Source organism: Bradyrhizobium sp. USDA 4353, assembly GCF_054063215.1.
Genome location: NZ_JBSSGB010000001.1, coordinates 7,568,689 through 7,584,742, shown reverse-complemented (window position 1 = coordinate 7,584,742; position 16,054 = coordinate 7,568,689). Strand labels below are relative to the sequence as shown.

The 16,054-nt window shown below is 65.9% G+C and carries 13 protein-coding genes; 2 read left to right on the top strand and 11 right to left on the bottom strand.

What is annotated here, in order from left to right; all coding sequences use genetic code 11:
• The first annotated feature begins 61 nt into the window (after positions 1-61).
• A complete protein-coding gene (locus ACVILH_RS34170; protein WP_456716827.1) occupies positions 62-370 on the top strand; it encodes a hypothetical protein in 309 nt (102 codons plus the stop codon).
• Between the two features lie 26 nt (positions 371-396).
• Here the strand turns inward: ACVILH_RS34170 and ACVILH_RS34165 are convergent, their stop codons facing one another.
• The gene (locus tag ACVILH_RS34165; protein ID WP_456716826.1) at positions 397-3,111 is read right to left on the bottom strand and encodes a molybdopterin-dependent oxidoreductase; all 2,715 of its coding nucleotides are present in this window, start codon (positions 3,109-3,111) and stop codon (positions 397-399) included.
• On the bottom strand, positions 3,108-3,935 hold the full coding sequence (locus tag ACVILH_RS34160; RefSeq protein WP_456716825.1) for an FAD binding domain-containing protein: 828 nt from the start codon (positions 3,933-3,935) through the stop codon (positions 3,108-3,110). Before ACVILH_RS34160 ends, ACVILH_RS34165 begins: the two co-directional genes overlap by 4 nt.
• Positions 3,936-4,075: 140 nt before the next feature.
• Between ACVILH_RS34160 and ACVILH_RS34155 the strand changes: the two genes are divergently transcribed.
• Entirely contained in the window at positions 4,076-5,422 is a 1,347-nt protein-coding gene (locus tag ACVILH_RS34155; protein WP_456716824.1) for an 8-oxoguanine deaminase, read from the top strand.
• Between the two features lie 9 nt (positions 5,423-5,431).
• On the opposite strand, the gene ACVILH_RS34150 is transcribed toward ACVILH_RS34155, so the two are convergent.
• From ACVILH_RS34150 to ACVILH_RS34110, 9 genes are all read right to left on the bottom strand, one after another.
• On the bottom strand, positions 5,432-6,409 hold the full coding sequence (locus tag ACVILH_RS34150) for a peptide ABC transporter ATP-binding protein (protein ID WP_456716823.1): 978 nt from the start codon (positions 6,407-6,409) through the stop codon (positions 5,432-5,434).
• Positions 6,406-7,434 (bottom strand): ABC transporter ATP-binding protein, encoded by a 1,029-nt coding sequence (locus tag ACVILH_RS34145; protein WP_456716822.1) that lies wholly within the window; start codon positions 7,432-7,434, stop codon positions 6,406-6,408. The genes ACVILH_RS34150 and ACVILH_RS34145 overlap by 4 nt, the downstream gene beginning before the upstream one ends.
• Positions 7,435-7,461: 27 nt before the next feature.
• A complete protein-coding gene (locus ACVILH_RS34140) occupies positions 7,462-8,373 on the bottom strand; it encodes an ABC transporter permease subunit (protein WP_456716821.1) in 912 nt (303 codons plus the stop codon).
• Entirely contained in the window at positions 8,370-9,380 is a 1,011-nt protein-coding gene (locus tag ACVILH_RS34135) for an ABC transporter permease subunit (protein WP_456716820.1), read from the bottom strand. The genes ACVILH_RS34140 and ACVILH_RS34135 overlap by 4 nt, the downstream gene beginning before the upstream one ends.
• A gap of 108 nt (positions 9,381-9,488) precedes the next feature.
• Positions 9,489-11,084: an ABC transporter substrate-binding protein gene (locus tag ACVILH_RS34130; protein ID WP_456716819.1), complete on the bottom strand. Its 1,596-nt coding sequence runs from the start codon at positions 11,082-11,084 to the stop codon at positions 9,489-9,491.
• Between the two features lie 150 nt (positions 11,085-11,234).
• Entirely contained in the window at positions 11,235-12,314 is a 1,080-nt protein-coding gene (locus tag ACVILH_RS34125) for a BMP family ABC transporter substrate-binding protein (protein WP_456716818.1), read from the bottom strand.
• An 81-nt stretch (positions 12,315-12,395) separates the two neighbouring features.
• Positions 12,396-13,313, bottom strand: coding sequence for an ABC transporter permease (locus tag ACVILH_RS34120; protein WP_456716817.1), 918 nt, complete (start codon positions 13,311-13,313; stop codon positions 12,396-12,398).
• A complete protein-coding gene (locus ACVILH_RS34115; protein WP_456716816.1) occupies positions 13,300-14,391 on the bottom strand; it encodes an ABC transporter permease in 1,092 nt (363 codons plus the stop codon). The genes ACVILH_RS34120 and ACVILH_RS34115 overlap by 14 nt, the downstream gene beginning before the upstream one ends.
• On the bottom strand, positions 14,375-15,943 hold the full coding sequence (locus ACVILH_RS34110; protein ID WP_456716815.1) for an ABC transporter ATP-binding protein: 1,569 nt from the start codon (positions 15,941-15,943) through the stop codon (positions 14,375-14,377). Before ACVILH_RS34110 ends, ACVILH_RS34115 begins: the two co-directional genes overlap by 17 nt.
• Between the last annotated feature and the right edge of the window lie 111 nt (positions 15,944-16,054).

Here is a 16,054-nt window from a genome sequence, read left to right as displayed (position 1 = left end):
CGATAGACTTCCTCGACACGATTGCGTTCAATGGCACCGACAGCAAAGCAAGGCAGTTGTGATGAAGAGATCGGGCCTGATCATTCTGGTGGCGGTGCAGTCCGCCCTGACGCAAGCCACCTGGGCGCAGTCGGCGCCTGTACCGAAGACCGCCGCCAAGCGCGCTGATGCCTGCGCACCGATTGGGCGCACCGAGGACGGCAAGCTCGTCTATTCGATGAAGTGCGAGAGCATTCCGAAGCCGGTCGCGCCAGTGTCGCCGCCGCAGGCGGCCGCTCAACCCGTGCCGGAGCCGGCGGCCGAGCCGGAGCCCGAGACCCAGCGCAGCGGGTTGTTCGGGTGGTCCTACGACCGCAGGCCCAAGCAATAGCGCAGCCACGTTCTTGCCCTCCCGGCTCAACCGCCGAACTTTTCCTGCAAACGTGGAAACAGCCGGTCCGGCTTGAACGGCACGGCGGTGAAGCGGATGCCGGTCGCGGCGCGGATGGCGTTGCCGAGCGCGGCGGCGACAGGATTATAAGGGCTCTCGCTCATCGACTTCGCGCCCATCGGACCGATGCTGTCATTAGTCGAAGCGAACAGCACCTCGGTGCGCGGCACGTCTGCATAGGACGGCAAATGATAGTCGCGGAAGCGCGGATTGATGACGCGTCCGGTGTCGTCGATGACGATCTCTTCATAGAGCGCAGCTCCAAGCGACTGCGCGACGCCGCCCTCGATCTGGCCGCGGCACTGCATCGGATTGGCGACGCGGCCGGCATCCGCCGCCTGCACGCTCTTGAGGATCCTGACTACGCCGGTGTGCTTGTTCACGGCCACGCGAAACCCCTGGACGTTGAAGGCGACCGAGCGCGGCGTGCCCTGCGAGTTGCCGGTTGCGGTGAGGCGGTCTCCGCCGAGGCTGGCGATGCTTGCAAAGGACAGCCGCTGCGCGCCGCAACTGACAGCGTTATCGGCGATCCGGCAGTCAGCCGGATCGACCGTCCAGCGATCCGCGGCGAAGCTCTTGATTCGCTCGACCAGCGCCTCGGCCGCAGCCTGCGTCGCACGCCCCGCCACGAAGGTGCCGGTCGAGCCATAGGCGCCGGTGTCGTGACCGCCATGCGCGGTGTCGGATTGCTTGAGCGTGAAGCGATCGACCGTCGTGCCGAGCACGGTCGCGGCGATCTGGCGGTGCACGGTGCTGGTGCCGTTGCCGAACTCCGCGGTGCCCACAGTGAGCGTGAAGCCGCCGTCGTCGCACAGGCTGATGGTGGCGTCGGCGAAGTGACCGTCAGGCGGCACGGTGTCGATCATGGTCAGTGCGATGCCGTCGCCCGTCAGCCACTCGTCCGACAGGTCCGGCGTCGGCGTGGCCTTGGCCATGGCGTGTTCGACGAGATCGAGGCACTGGTCGAGACCGTAGGAGCCATACAGCACGTCGCTGTGGTCGGAGCCGGGCGGCGTCAGCATGGGATCGCCGGGCTTGACGATGTTGCGACGGCGCATTTCGTAGGGATCGATGCCGAGTTGCAGCGCCAGTTCGTCGATGGCGGCCTCGACCGCGAAAGTGGTCTGCGGCAGTCCGTAGCCGCGATAGGCGCCGGCCGGCACCGTGTTGGTGTAGACGGCGCGGCCATCGACCTTCTTGTTCGGACAATTGTAGACCGAGATCGACTCGCCGCAGGCATGAAACAGCACGGGCCCGGCGTGATTGCCGTAGGCGCCCGTGTTGGAGAGCACGTCGAGCTGCAGCGCGGTCAGCTTGCCATCCTTGTCGGCGCCGGCCTTGACGGTGACGCGCATCGGATGCCGGGTCGAAGTCGCGATGAACTGCTCCTCTCGGGTGAATTCGAGCTTCACGGGGCGGCCCGTCTTCAGCGCCGCGAGCGCCAAGATGTCCTCGACGAACATCTCCTGCTTGCCGCCGAAGCCGCCGCCGACGCGCGCGCAGAACACGCGGACCTTGTCGGGCGCGAGCGCGAAGATCTCGCACAGCGCCCGCCGCGTCAGGAACGGCACCTGCGTGCTGGAGCGGACGGTGAGCAGGCCGTCATCGTCGAGCCAGGCGAGACCGCCATGGGTCTCCAGCGCCGCGTGCTGCACGCGCTGGGTCGTGAAGGTCCCTTCATAGGTCGCGGCAGACGACGCGAGCGCGGCCGCGACGTCGCCGAATTCGCCATGGGTCTTGGCGGCGATGTTGCGGCTGACATCGGCGATGCGATGCTCGCTGCCACGACCAGCGTGGATGATCGGCGCGCCCGGCGCGATCGCCGCTTCGGGATCGATCACGGCTGGCAGGATCTCGTAGTCGACCACCAGGCGCCTGCAACCTTCCTCGGCGGCGGCCTCGGACTCCGCGACGACCGCCGCGACCTTCTGGCCGATGAAGCGAACGGTGTCGTCGAGCACACGGGTGTCGGCCGGATCCATCCAGTTCTGCTCATGACGCGCCGTCGAGAACAGCGTCTCTGGCGCGTCCTCATGCGTCAGCACCGCATGCACCCCGGGCACGGCCAGCGCGTGAGCCTTGTCGATGCCGATGATCCGCGCATGCGCATGCGGCGAGCGCAGGAGCTTGATGTGCAGCAGGCCGTCGATCGCGGTGTCGAAGGTGTAGCGCGCCAAGCCGCGCACGACATCCGGCCCCGCCGGCGCCGGCAGGCTGCGGCCGAAGGCTTCGCCGGCGGCGACGTCCTCGACATGTACGCGGCCGAGCAGCGCATCCTCGATCGCGCGATAGCCGGTGCAGCGGCACAGATTGCCTTTCAGCGCCGCGTCGAGGTCCTTCTTCTGCGCCTGATTCAGCGAGGCGCAGGTGACGATCATGCCCGCGGTGCAGAAGCCGCATTGAAACGCCTGCGCTTCGAGGAAGGCCTGCTGCATCGGATGCAGGCCATCTTCGCTTGCGAGACCTTCGACCGTCGTGACGGACTTGCCTTCGGCGCGAAACGCTGGGATCAAACAAGAATGCACTGGCTCGCCGTCCAGCAGCACGGTACAGGCGCCGCAATCGCCGGCGTCGCAGCCTTTCTTCACGCCGAAATGGCCGGTGTCGCGCAGGAATGTGCGCAGGCACTGTCCGGGACGGGGCGCAGACTCGATGGTCTTGCCGTCGACGATCACGCTCATGGCCGCGCGCTCTCTGCGAGCTCGGCACGGATCTCCTCGGCGAGGCGCAGCGTCATCGCCTTGCGCCACGCGGGCTTGCCATGGACGTCGTCATGATAGACCGCATCAGGAATGTCGCTCAGAATGCTGGCGCGCAGCGCGGCTTCGTCCGGCATGGTACCGAAGCGGAGCTGAAAGGGCTTCACAGTGGAGCCTGTGACGGTGAGCAGCAGATCGCCGTCGCGCCCTTGCGTGCCGATCAGCAGTGCGCCGGAACGGCCGACCGGGCTGAGCGCGATTTGGCGGAACGCGGTCCGCCGCTTCAGTGCGGTCAGTGGAATGTCGATCTGGCGCAGCAGGTCGCCGGGCGCGAGCGAATTGCTGTTGTTGCCGGTGACGAAGTCCACGACCGCCATGCGCTGCTCGCTACCATCATTCTTCCAGATCAAGCAGACGCCTTCGAGCGCCGCGAGCAGCGAGATCATCGGGCCGGCCGGCAGCGACATGCAGAGATTGCCGCCGACGGTCGCGGTCTTCCAGATCTTGAACGAGGCAAGGAATGCCCGGCAGCATTGGTCGATCAGCGGCGCCGCGATCCAGTCGGCCGGGCAGGGCAGCGCATCCAGTTCGGCGACGCTGCAGGTCGCGGCGATGCAGAGCCCGTCATCGCTGATGGTCAGCGGCGGCCAGGCAAGATCGCGGAGATCGATCAGCCGCGACAGCTGCGCTTGCGGTTCCGAGAACAGCCAGGTGCCGCCGGCCAGCCAGGCATCGCCTGCCTTCCAGGCGGGCAACTCGGCCCGCGTTCGTGGGCGCACGACCTCGGTGATGGTGTTCAGGTCCATGGTGACGCAAGCTCGTTCGCACAGCGGATCGCAGGTCAAATCCTTGCAAGACCGACGCCAACTGGCAATAGCATGACGCTGGCCCTGCGCTTGCAGGCCAGTCAGCGAGACGACCGCGCAATCAGCGAGACGAGACAGCCATGAGCACGACGCCGATCTGGATCAAGGACCCGCTCGCCATCCTGGCCGATGACGCCGCGCGCGGTGTCGTCGTCAAGGACGGCCGCATCGTCGAGCTGGTGGCCGCCGGGAAAGAGCCCGTGACAGAAGGAGCGGTCGCGTTCGACGCGAGCGCCCATGTCGTGATCCCGGGCCTGATCAACACCCATCATCACTTCTACCAGACGCTGACGCGGGCGCTGCCGGCGGCGATGGACCGCGAGCTGTTCCCTTGGCTGAAGGCGCTGTACCCCATCTGGGCGAAGCTGACGCCGGAATCGCTCGATGCCGCTGTCACGCTCGCGATGGCCGAGCTGATGCTGTCGGGCTGCACGACAACGACGGACCATCACTACGTCTTTCCCGCCGGTCTCGAGGATGCCGTCGGCATCGAGGTCGCAGCCGCAAAGCGGCTCGGCATCCGTGTGCTGCTGACGCGCGGCTCGATGAACCTGTCGGAGCGCGACGGCGGCCTGCCGCCGGATAGCGTGGTGCAGGACGAGGAGACGATCCTGGCCGACAGCGAACGCGTGGTCGCGACCTATCACGAGCGCGGACCGGATGCGATGGTGCAGATCGCGCTGGCGCCGTGCTCGCCGTTCTCGGTGACGGGGTCCTTGATGCAGAAGACGGCTCAGCTTGCCGACAAGCTCGACGTCAGGCTGCACACGCATCTGGCGGAGACCGAGGACGAGAACCGCTTCTGCGAGGCGATGTTCGGCTGCCGGCCGCTGGACTATCTCGAGCAGAACGGCTGGCTCGGCCCGCGCACCTGGCTCGCGCATGGCATCTTCTTCAATGCCGACGAGATGAAGCGACTCGGCAAGGCGAAGACCACCATCAGCCACTGCGCCTGCTCGAACCAGCTGCTCGCGTCGGGCTGCTGCCCGGTGTGCGAGATGGAGGAGGCGGGCGTCGGCATCGGCCTCGGCGTCGACGGCTCCGCGTCCAACGACGGCTCCAACCTGATGCAGGAGGTGCGCGCCGCCTTCCTGCTGCAGCGGGCGCGCTACGGTGTCACCCGCATCAGTCACAAGGATGCCTTGCGGTGGGCGACGAAGGGCTCGGCGGCTTGCGTGGGACGACCTGAGCTTGGAGAGATCGCGGTCGGTAAGGCCGCTGATCTGGCGCTGTTCAAGCTCGACGAGTTGCGCTTCTCCGGAGCCGGCGATCCGATCGCCGCGCTGGTGCTCTGTGGCGCGCATCGCGCCGATCGCGTGATGGTCGGCGGCCGCTGGACGGTGCTCGATGGGGCCATCCCCGGGCTCGATGTTGCCGGTCTGATCGGCCGGCACAGCGCAGCAGCCAAGAGTATGCAGGCCGGGTGAATGCGGTCGTCAGGTCCCTTGCGTCTCCAGGAAGCGCTCGGCGTAATGGCAGGCGACGAGGCGGCCGTCGATCGGGCGCAGGGGCGGGCGCTGCGTGCGGCACAGATCGGTTGCATGCGGGCAGCGCGTCGAAAACACGCAGCCTGCGGGCGGGTTGAGCGGCGACGGCAGCTCGCCCTTGGGGACGATGCGCTGACGTTTGCGCCCAAGACCCGGCGTCGCATCGACCAGCGCCTGGGAGTAGGGGTGCAGCGGCCGCGCGAAGATGCGCTGCTTCGGCCCGTGCTCCATCACCAGTCCGAGATACATGATCAGCACGTCGTCGGCGATGTGCCTGACCACGCCGAGATCGTGCGAGATGAAGAGGTAGGCGAGGCCGAGCTCGCGCTGCAGGTCTGCGAACAGATTGAGCACCTGCGCCTGCACCGACATGTCGAGCGCAGAGACCGGCTCGTCGGCGACCAGGAGCTTCGGCCGCAGCATCAGGGCGCGGGCGATCGCGATGCGCTGTCGCTGGCCTCCGGAGAACATGTGCGGATAGCGGCCATACTGCTCCGGACGCAGGCCGACCTTGGCCATCATGTCGAGGGCCTGCTCCCGCCGCTCGCCGCGGCCCAGACTGGTATTGATGATCAGTGGCTCTTCGAGAATGGCGCCGACGCGCTTGCGCGGGTTGAGCGAGCCATAGGGATTCTGGAAGACGATCTGCACCGTGCGACGCAACGTCTGCGCCGCGCCGGCGGGGGGATTGACGGCGTCGAGGCCATCGAGCGTGAGCGTGCCGGCGGTCGGCTTCTCGATCAGCGTGACGAGTCTGGCGAGGGTCGATTTCCCGCAACCGGATTCGCCCACGATGGCCAGCGTCTTGCCGGCATCGACGGCGAACGAGACGCCGCCGACCGCCTGCAGATGCGCCGGCGCGCGGAACAGGCCTTGCTTGACCTCGTAGCTCTGCTTGAGATCGCGGGCGGTGACGAGCGCAGTCATGACGAAGCCTCGTGCGCGCGAGCACCGGCACGATCGCGATCGGCGGCGAGGCGCTGCTCCCGCGTGGGATCACCGAGCGGATAATGGCAACGGATCAGGCCATCGCGCCAGGGGCGCAGCTCGGGACGGATGTCGTCGCTCACCGGCGTCGCATAGGCGCAACGCGGGCTGAACAGACAGCCGCGCGGCCGGTCGTAGACGCCGGGCACCACGCCGGGAATGGTGGCGAGACGCCCGCCGTCGCTGACCTCTGGGCGCGCAGCCAGCAAGGCGGCCGTGTAGGGATGCTGGGGGGCTGCGAGCAGGCTCTCGGTCGGACGCTGCTCCATGATCTGGCCAGCATACATCACGGCGACCCGCTCGGTCGTGTCCGCGACCACGCCCATGTTGTGGGTGATGAGGATCAGCGCCATGCCGCGGTCGCGCTGCAGCGACAGCAAGAGATCCAGGATCTGCGCCTGGATCGTGACGTCGAGCGCCGTGGTCGGCTCGTCGGCGATCAGGAGTTTGGGATTGCAGGCAATCGCCATCGCGATCATGACGCGCTGGTTCATGCCGCCCGACAGCTGGTGCGGATAGGCCGACAGCCGGCTTTCCGCGGCGGGAATGCCGACCTGCTCCAAGAGCTCGATCACGCGCCGTCGCGCCGCCTTGCGGTCCATGCCCTCATGGATGCGCAAGGTCTCGGCCAACTGATAGCCGATGGTGAAGGAGGGATTGAGCGAGGTCGTCGGCTCCTGGAAGATCATCGCGACGTCCTTGCCGGTCAGCGCGCGCCGCTCGCGGTCGGACAAGCGCTGCAGGTCGCGGCCCTCGAACAGCAGCTTGTCGGCGTCAACGCGTCCGGGATGGGGAACGAGGCCCATCAGCGCGAGCATGCCGACGCTCTTGCCGGACCCGGACTCGCCGACGATTCCGAGCACCTCGCCTGCGTCGAGCGTGAGGCTGACGCCGTCGACGGCCCGCACCATGCCGTTGCGCGACGGGAAGGCGACCGACAGATTTTCGATCTCGAGAAGCGGCATCGGATCGCCCTTAAGGCCTTGTCTGCATCATCGTTTGAGCTTGGGGTCGAGCGCGTCGCGCAGCCCGTCGCCGAGCAGGTTGAAGGCGAGCACGGTCAGCAGGATCGCAAGGCCCGGAAGCGTGACGACCCACCAGGCCCGCAGCACGAATTCGCGCGCATCCGCCAGCATCGTCCCCCATTCCGGAGATGGCGGCTGCGCGCCGAGGCCGAGGAAGCCGAGCGCGGCTGCATCCAGAATTGCGGTGGAAATGCCGAGCGTCGCCTGCACGATCAGCGGCGCCGCGCAATTCGGCAGCACCTCCTTGAACATCAGCCGCAGCCGCCCCGCGCCGGCAACCTTGGCCGCCGTGACATAGTCCTTGGAGACCTCGCTGATGACCGCGGCGCGGGCGATCCGCACATAATGCGGCAGCAGCACGATCGCGACCGCGAGCATGGCATTCATCAGTCCGGGCCCGAGGATCGCAACGATCACGATCGCCAGCAGCAGGCTCGGCAAGGTCAGGGTGATGTCCATCAGGCGCATGATGGCGACCTCTGTCGCGCCGCGAAGAAAGCCCGCGACAAGGCCGAGGATCGTCCCCGAGATCACCGACAGCGCCACCACCGCGATCCCGATCAGCAGCGACAGCCGGGAGCCGTGGATGAGGCGGGACAGGATGTCGCGGCCGATCGCATCGGTGCCCAGCGGGTAGGTGAGCGATCCGCTCTGCTGCCAGAACGGCGGTTTCAGGAACGCCGCATTGTTGGTCAGCACCGGCGAATGCGGCGCCACGACATCGGCCAACAGCGCGAGCAGGATCAGGATCGCGATCACGACGAGACCCATGACTGCGCCGGCGTTTTTCCTGAAATCCAGCCAGAATTCCATGAGCGGCGACGGCGGGGCGCCGGCCGGAGCCGCGACGATGCGGGTCTCGAGGCTTTCGCTGCTCATCGCGTGTACCGGATGCGCGGATTGATCAGCCCATAGGCGATATCAACCAGCAGATTGACGGTCATGACGATCGCCCCGATCAGCAAGGTGCCGCCTTGAAGCACCGGATAGTCGCGGCGGTTGATGCCCTCGATCAGCCATTTGCCGACGCCCGGCCAGGAGAAGATCGTCTCGGTCAGGATGGCGCCGGTGAACAGCACGCCGACTTGCAGCCCGATCACGGTCACCACCGGGATCAGCGCGTTGCGCAAAGCGTGGATCGCGATCACGCGGAAGCGCGGCAGGCCCTTGGCGCGGGCGGTGCGGATATAGTCCTCGCCCAGCACCTCCAGCATGGCCGACCGCGTCATCCGCGCGATCACCGCGAGCGGCACGGTGCCGAGCACGATGGTCGGCAATATGAGATGCGACAGCGCCGATTTGAACGCGCCGACATCGCCGTCCAGCAGCGTATCGATCAGCAGGAAGCCGGTGACCGGCTCGATGAAATATTGCACGGCGATCCGGCCCGATACCGGCGTCCATCCGAGCTGGACCGAGAACAGCAGGATCAGCAGCAGGCCCCACCAGAAGATCGGCATCGAGTAGCCGGTCAGCGAAATCCCCATCACGCCGTGGTCGAAGATCGAGTTGCGCCGGACGGCGGCAATGATGCCGGCCGGCAGCCCGACGCAGAGCGCGAATAGAATGGCGCAAACCGATAGCTCGACAGTGGCCGGGAACAGGCTCTGGAATTCCGAGATGACCGGCTCATGGGTGACGATCGAGCGCCCGAGATCGCCGTGCACCAGCCGCGCCAGATAGAATCCGTATTGCACCAGCACCGGCTGATCGAAGCCGTAATCTTTGCGCAACTGCGCCAGCCGCGCCGGGTCGATGCCGCGCTCGCCGGCCATGGTCTCGATCGGATCACCCGGGATCAGGCGGATCAAGACGAACACAAGCAGAGTGAGGCCGATGAAGGTCGGAACCACGAGACTCAGGCGGGTCAAAGCAAATCGAAGCATGCCTTGCTCTGTGGTCCTCGATCGCAAGATGTCAATCGTCTGGTCATCGCCGCGCCCGTCGAAATGGATCAGGTGCGGAGCGGCCGTGCCGCTCCGCACCGTCCTCGACTAGTCCTTGACGTCGACGCCGTAGAAGCTGTGGCGGCCGAACGGCGACAGCTTGAAGTCGATCACGCGCTTGCTGATGGGCTTGAGCTGCACGGCATGGGCGATAGTGAACCAGGGCGCCTGTTCCTTGAATACGATTTGAGCCTCGGCGTAGAGCTTGGTCCGCTCGGCCTGATCGCTCACCGTCTTGGCCTTCAAGACCAGATCGTCGAACGGCTTGTAGCAGAACTTGGCGATGTTCGATCCGCCGGATTGGGCCGAGGCGCAGCCCAGCAAGGTGTGCAGGAAGTTGTCGGGATCGCCATTGTCGCCGGTCCAGCCGAGCATGCCCATCTGGTGCTCGCCGGCCTGCAGCCGCTTGCGATACTCACCCCATTCGAACGACTTGATCTCGGCCTTGACGCCGATCTTGGCGAGGTCGGCCTGCATCAGCTCGGCGACGCGCTTGGCGTTCGGATTGTAGGGCCGCTGCACCGGCATGGCCCACAGATCGGTCTCCAGGCCGTTCGGAAATCCGGCTTCGGCGAGCAGCTTCTTGGCCGCCTCCGGATCATAGGGGTCGTCCTTGACGGCATCGTTGTAGGACCACATCGACGGCGGGATCGGGTTCTTGGCCGCGATGCCGGTCGACAGGTAGACGGCGTCGATGATCGCCTTCTTGTTGATCGCCATGCTGATCGCCTTGCGAACGCGCACGTCGTCGAACGGCTTCTTCTGGGTGTTGAACGAGAGATAGCCGACATTGAGGCCGGGCTGCTCGAGCACCGTGACGTTCGGATCCTTGCGGATCGCGTCGAGATCGGCGGGGTTGGGATAGGGCATCACATCGCATTCGCCCTTCTGCAGCTTGGCCCAGCGCACCGAGGAATCCGGCGTGATCGCATAGACGAGATCGTCGATCTTGGCCTTGCCGCCCCAATATTGCGGGAACGCCTTGTAGCGGATCACGGCGTCCTTCTGATACTGGACCAGATAGAACGGACCGGTGCCGATCGGATCCTGATCGATCTTCTCGGGCGTGCCGGCCTTCAGCATCGCATCCGCATATTCCTTCGACTGGATTGCCGCGAACGGCATCGCGAGATCGGCGAGGAACGGGGCTTCCGGCTGATTGAGCGTAACCTTGATCGTGTAGTCGTCGACCTTCTCGACCGATTTCAGCAGCTTCGGCATGGCCATGTCGCCGAAATAGGAATGGTTCGGACTGGTCACCTTGAAATAGGGATTGTCCTCCTTCCATTGCCGCTCGATCGAGAAAAGGATGTCATCGGCGTTGAAGTCGCGCGTCGGCTTGAACGATTTCGAAGAGTGCCACTTCACGCCCTTGCGCAGATTGAAGGTGTAGGTGGTGCCGTCCGGCGAGATGGTCCAGCTTTCGGCGAGGCCCGGAACCACCTGGGTGCTGCCGCGCTCGAACTCGACGATCCGGTTGTAGATCGGCTCATTGCCATCGAACGACGTCCCGGTCGTATTGACGCCGGGATAGAAGTTCTCCGGGCTGCCCTCGGAGCAGAACACCAGGGTCTTGGCAAACGCGGCCGGGGTTGTCAGAAGCGCCGCGGTGCAGACGGCAGCGAGCAGGATTGATCTGTTCACGGTTGGAACTCCCGGTTACGATTGTCGATGATACCACACGACCTTACCGGGATACGATCTACCGCATCATCATCCGTAACAAAAGTACCAGGTCCGAAACAAATAGGGCCACCCTGCCGCAGGCAGCAGGGTGGCCAACGGTCCGTTCGCTTACTTGCCCGGCAGCTTGTCGTCGACGCCCTTGACGTAGAAGTTCATGCCGAGGATCTGGCCGTCGGCGAGATGATCGCCGCCCTTGCACTCGACCTCCTTGCCGTCCTGCCCGACGACCGGGCATTTGAACGGGTGCAGCTTGCCCGAGGTGATCGCGGCCTGGGTCTCCTCCGCCATCTTCTTCACGTCATCAGGCATGTTGGTGTAGGGCGCCATCTCGAACATCTTCGAGTCGAGGCCGCCCCAAGTGTCCTCGGACTTCCAGGTCCCGTCGAGCTCGGCCTTGACGCGGGCGATGTAGTAGGGGCCCCAGGTGTCGAGGATCGAGGTCAGCTGCGCCTTCGGGCCGAACTTGATCATCTCGGAATCCTGGCCGAAGGCGAGCTTGCCGCGCTCGGCCGCGACCTGCATCGCCGCCGGGCTGTCGGTGTGCTGCATGATGATGTCGGCGCCCTGGTCGAGCAGCGCCTTGGCGGCGTCGGCCTCCTTGCCCGGATCGAACCAGGTGTTGACCCAGATGATCTTGACCTTGATGTTCGGATTGACCGACTGCGCGCCGAGCATGGTGGCGTTGATGCCGGAGACCACCTCGGGGATCGGGAACGAGCCGATATAGCCGAGCACGCCGGCCTTCGACATCTTGGCCGCGATCTGGCCCTGGATATAGCGGCCCTGGTACCAGCGTCCCGAATAGGTCGACATGTTCTTGTCGCGCTTGTAGCCGGTGGCGTGCTCGAAATGCACGTTCGGGTACTTCTTGGCGACCTTCAAGGTCGGATCCATGTAGCCGAACGAGGTCGTGAAGATCAGCTTGTTGCCGGCGCGGACGAGCTGCTCGATGGCGCGCTCGGAGTCCGGGCCCTCCGGCACGTTCTCGAGATAGGTGGTCTCGATCTTGTCACCGAGCTCCTTGACCAGCGCCTGCCGGCCGAGCTCGTGCTGATAGGTCCAGCCGAGATCGCCGATCGGGCCGAGATAGATGAAGCCGACCTTTAGCTTGTCGGCGGCATGCGCCACGCCGGCAATGCTTCCCGCCAGCACCAGCGCGGCGGCAGCTCCCAAAAGCCTTTTCATCATGGTCAATCTCTCCAAACAGCCAGGGGAATAACCGGTGAGCCCAAGCGTCGCGCCCCATCGCAGGCGCTCGGGATGAAGTCTCTAGCGATCGGGCACGAACACCGTGCCGAGCGCGGCGGGCGCCGTCGAGCCGCCGGTGCGGGCGCGCGACAGCAGCACCAGCACGATCACGGTGGCGAGGTAAGGCAGCGCCGACATGAACTGCGAGGGAATGCCGACGCCGGCGCCCTGCGCATGCAGTTGCAGGATCGTGACCGCGCCGAACAGATAGGCGCCGATCACCAACCGTCCCGGCCGCCAGGATGCGAACACGACGAGCGCCAGCGCGATCCAGCCGCGGCCTGCGGTCATGCCGGGAATGAAGAACGGCGTGTAGGCGAGCGGCAAATAGGCGCCGGCGAGGCCTGCGCAGGCGCCGCCGAACAGCACTGCGAGCATGCGGATGCGCAGCACGGGATAGCCGAGCGCATGCGCGGAGACATGATTGTCGCCGCAGGCGCGCAGCACGAGCCCGGTGCGGGTGCGGTACAGGAACCACCAGACGGCGACGATCAAGGCGATCGACAGATAGACGAAGCCGTCCTCGCCGAACAGGATACGGCCCAGCAGAGGGATATCGGTTAGAACAGGGACGGCGAGCTTGGGTGCCGTTGTGATGCGTTCGCCGACGAAGCGGGCGCCGATCAGGCCGGAGAGGCCGATGCCGAGGATGGTCAGCGCGAGGCCGGTCGCGACCTGGTTGACCGCAAGGCCGAGCGTCATGACCGCGAAGATCAGCGACATCAGCATGCCGGCAACGATGCCGCAGAGCGCGCCGATGATGATCGATCCCGACATCCACGCGCCGGCGAAGCCGCAGGCGGCGCCGACGATCATCATGCCCTCGACGCCGAGGTTGAGCACGCCGGCGCGCTCGGTGACCAGCTCGCCGGTGGCGGCCAGCAGCAGCGGCGTCGATGCGGCGAGCACCGACAGGATGATGGCTTCAACGAGCAGCACTTTGCACCTGCCGCGCGGCGGAGACGAGCTTGAACCGGTAGAGGATGAGGGAATCGCAGGCGAGCACGTAGAACAGCAGAATGCCCTGGAACACCTTGGTGACGTCGAGCGGAATCTTCATGGTGATCTGGGCCTGCTCTCCACCGATGAACGTCAGTGCGAGGAAAAGCCCTGCAATGAGTATTCCAACCGGGTTCAGCCGGCCCAGGAAGGCCACGATGATGGCGGTGAAGCCATAGCCCGGCGAAATGCCCGGTTGCAGATGCCCGATCGGCCCGGCGACCTCGATGATCCCCGCGAGACCGGCCAAGGCGCCTGACACGGCGAAGGTCAGGAGGATGAGCTGATTGGCATTGAAGCCGCCGAAGCGCGCCGCGCGCGGCGCGACGCCGACGACGCGGATCTCGAAACCCTTGATGGTGCGGTCGAGCAGCACGAACGCGCAGGCGACGACGATGAGCGCGATGATGCTGCCGAGATGCAGGCGGCCGCCTTCGATCAGCACCGGCACGGTGGCAACCGGGTCGAACTCCGCGGTCGTCGGGAAGTTGAAGCCGGCCGGATCACGCCAGGGGCCGCGGACGAGATAGTCGAGCAGGAGATCGGCGACATAGACCAGCATCAGGCTGGTCAGGATCTCGCTGGCGCCGAACTTCACCCGGCACAGCGCCGGGATCAGCGCATAGACGGCGCCGGCAACGGCGCCCGCGACCAGCATGGCCGGCAATACCCATTGGCCGGCGTCGGTGCCTTGAGTCTTCACGGCGATCCAGCTGCCGGCGACTGCGCCGATCAGGAACTGGCCCTCGGCGCCGATATTCCAAGCATTGGCGAGATAGCAAAGCGAGAGGCCGATCGCGATCATCACCAGCGGCGTCGCCTTGACCGCGATCTCCTGCAGCGAATAGCCGTCGGTCAGCGGCGCGATGAAATAGACGCCGAGCGCGGTGAACGGGTTCTTGCCCAGGAGAGCGAACAGCACGCTCATGGTGACGAGCGTCAGCCCGATCGCGATCAGCGGCGACACCAGGGCGATGGTGCGCGAGCGCTCGGCGCGCTTCTCAAGCACCAACTGCATGCGCGGCCTCCTTCTGGTCGAGACTGGCGCCGCCCATCAGCAGGCCAAGCTTCTCGCGCGTGGCCTTCGCGCGCGGCAGCGCTTCCGAGAGATGGCCGTGAAACATCACCGCGATGCGGTCGGCGATCTCGATGAGCTCGTCGAGATCCTGGCTGGTGACGAGCACCGCGGCGCCGGCGCTGGCGAGATCGATCAGCGCCTGGCGGATGATCGCAGCCGCGCCGGCATCGACGCCCCAGGTCGGCTGGTTGACGACGAGCACCGCCGGCCCGCGCAGGATCTCGCGGCCGACGACGAACTTCTGCAGATTGCCGCCGGACAGGCTCGCGGCTTCCGGATCGCGCTTCGCCTTGCGGACGTCGAACGTCTCGGTTGTCAGATCCACGGTTCGCAAGGTCGCGGCAGCGTTGATGAAGCCATGTCGGACCATGTCGCTGGCCGCGTGGCCGGTCAGCAGCGCATTCTCCGACAATCGCATGCGCGGCGCGGTGCCGTGCCCAAGCCGCTCCTCCGGCACGAAGGCTGCGCCCATCTTGCGCCGCTGGGTGATCGAGAGATGGCCGCAGGCCAGGCCGTCGATGATGACCGTGCCCGGTTCCCTGACGAGGCGCTCGCCGGAGAGCGCGGCAAACAACTCGTCCTGTCCGTTGCCGGCGACGCCGGCAATGCCGAGGATCTCGCCGCCCTTCAGCTCGAAGGAGATGTTGCGCAGGCTGACGCCGTGCAACTCGCTCGGGGCGAGGTTCAGATCGTTGACGACGAGGCGCGGCACGGTGGTGCGCCGTTCGGCCGGAGGCTTGACCTCCTTGATCTCGGTGCCGACCATCATGCGGGCGAGGGACGCCGCTGTCTCGTGCTTCGGATTTGTGGTCGCGACCTTCTTGCCGCCGCGCAGGATGGTGGCGGTGTCGCAGAGCCGCTTCACTTCGTCGAGCTTGTGGCTGATATAGAGGATGGCGCGGCCTTCGGCCTTCAGCCGCTCCAGCACGACGAACAACTGATCGGCCTCCTGCGGCGTCAGCACGGCGGTCGGCTCATCCAGGATCAGGAATTTTGGATTCTGCATCAGCGCGCGCACGATCTCGATGCGCTGCCGCTCGCCGACCGACAATTGCCAGACCTCGCGCTTGGGATCGAGCGGCAGACCGTAGTCGCGGGCGACGTCGGCGAGCCGCGCCGAGATCGCCTTGAACGGCTCCTTGCCGTCGAGCCCGAGCGCGACGTTCTCGGCGACGGTCAGATTGTCGAACAGCGAGAAGTGCTGGAACACCATGCCGATGCCGAGCGATCGTGCCTCGGCCGGCCCGGAGAGCTTGATCGGCGAGCCCTGCCAGAGCAGTTGCCCGGCGCTGGGCTGAACCAGCCCGTAGATGGTCTTGACCAGGGTCGACTTGCCGGCGCCGTTCTCGCCGAGCAGGGCGTGGATCTCCCGCGGAAAGATCTCGATGTCGATGCTGTCGTTGGCAACGAAGTCGCCGTAGCGCTTGGTCAGTCCGACCGTCTGCAGCAGCGGGTGCGAGGTCTGAGGCGTGGCCGGCGCGGGGTCAAGCATGTGCGTCTGGGCAGAAATGGAACTGCCTCAATTGTGAGCTAATTTGCGGCGGCGCGTAAGAGGCGAAAAGCGCCATCTTGTGCCCAACTCTTGCCCAGCCTTCGAAGCCGG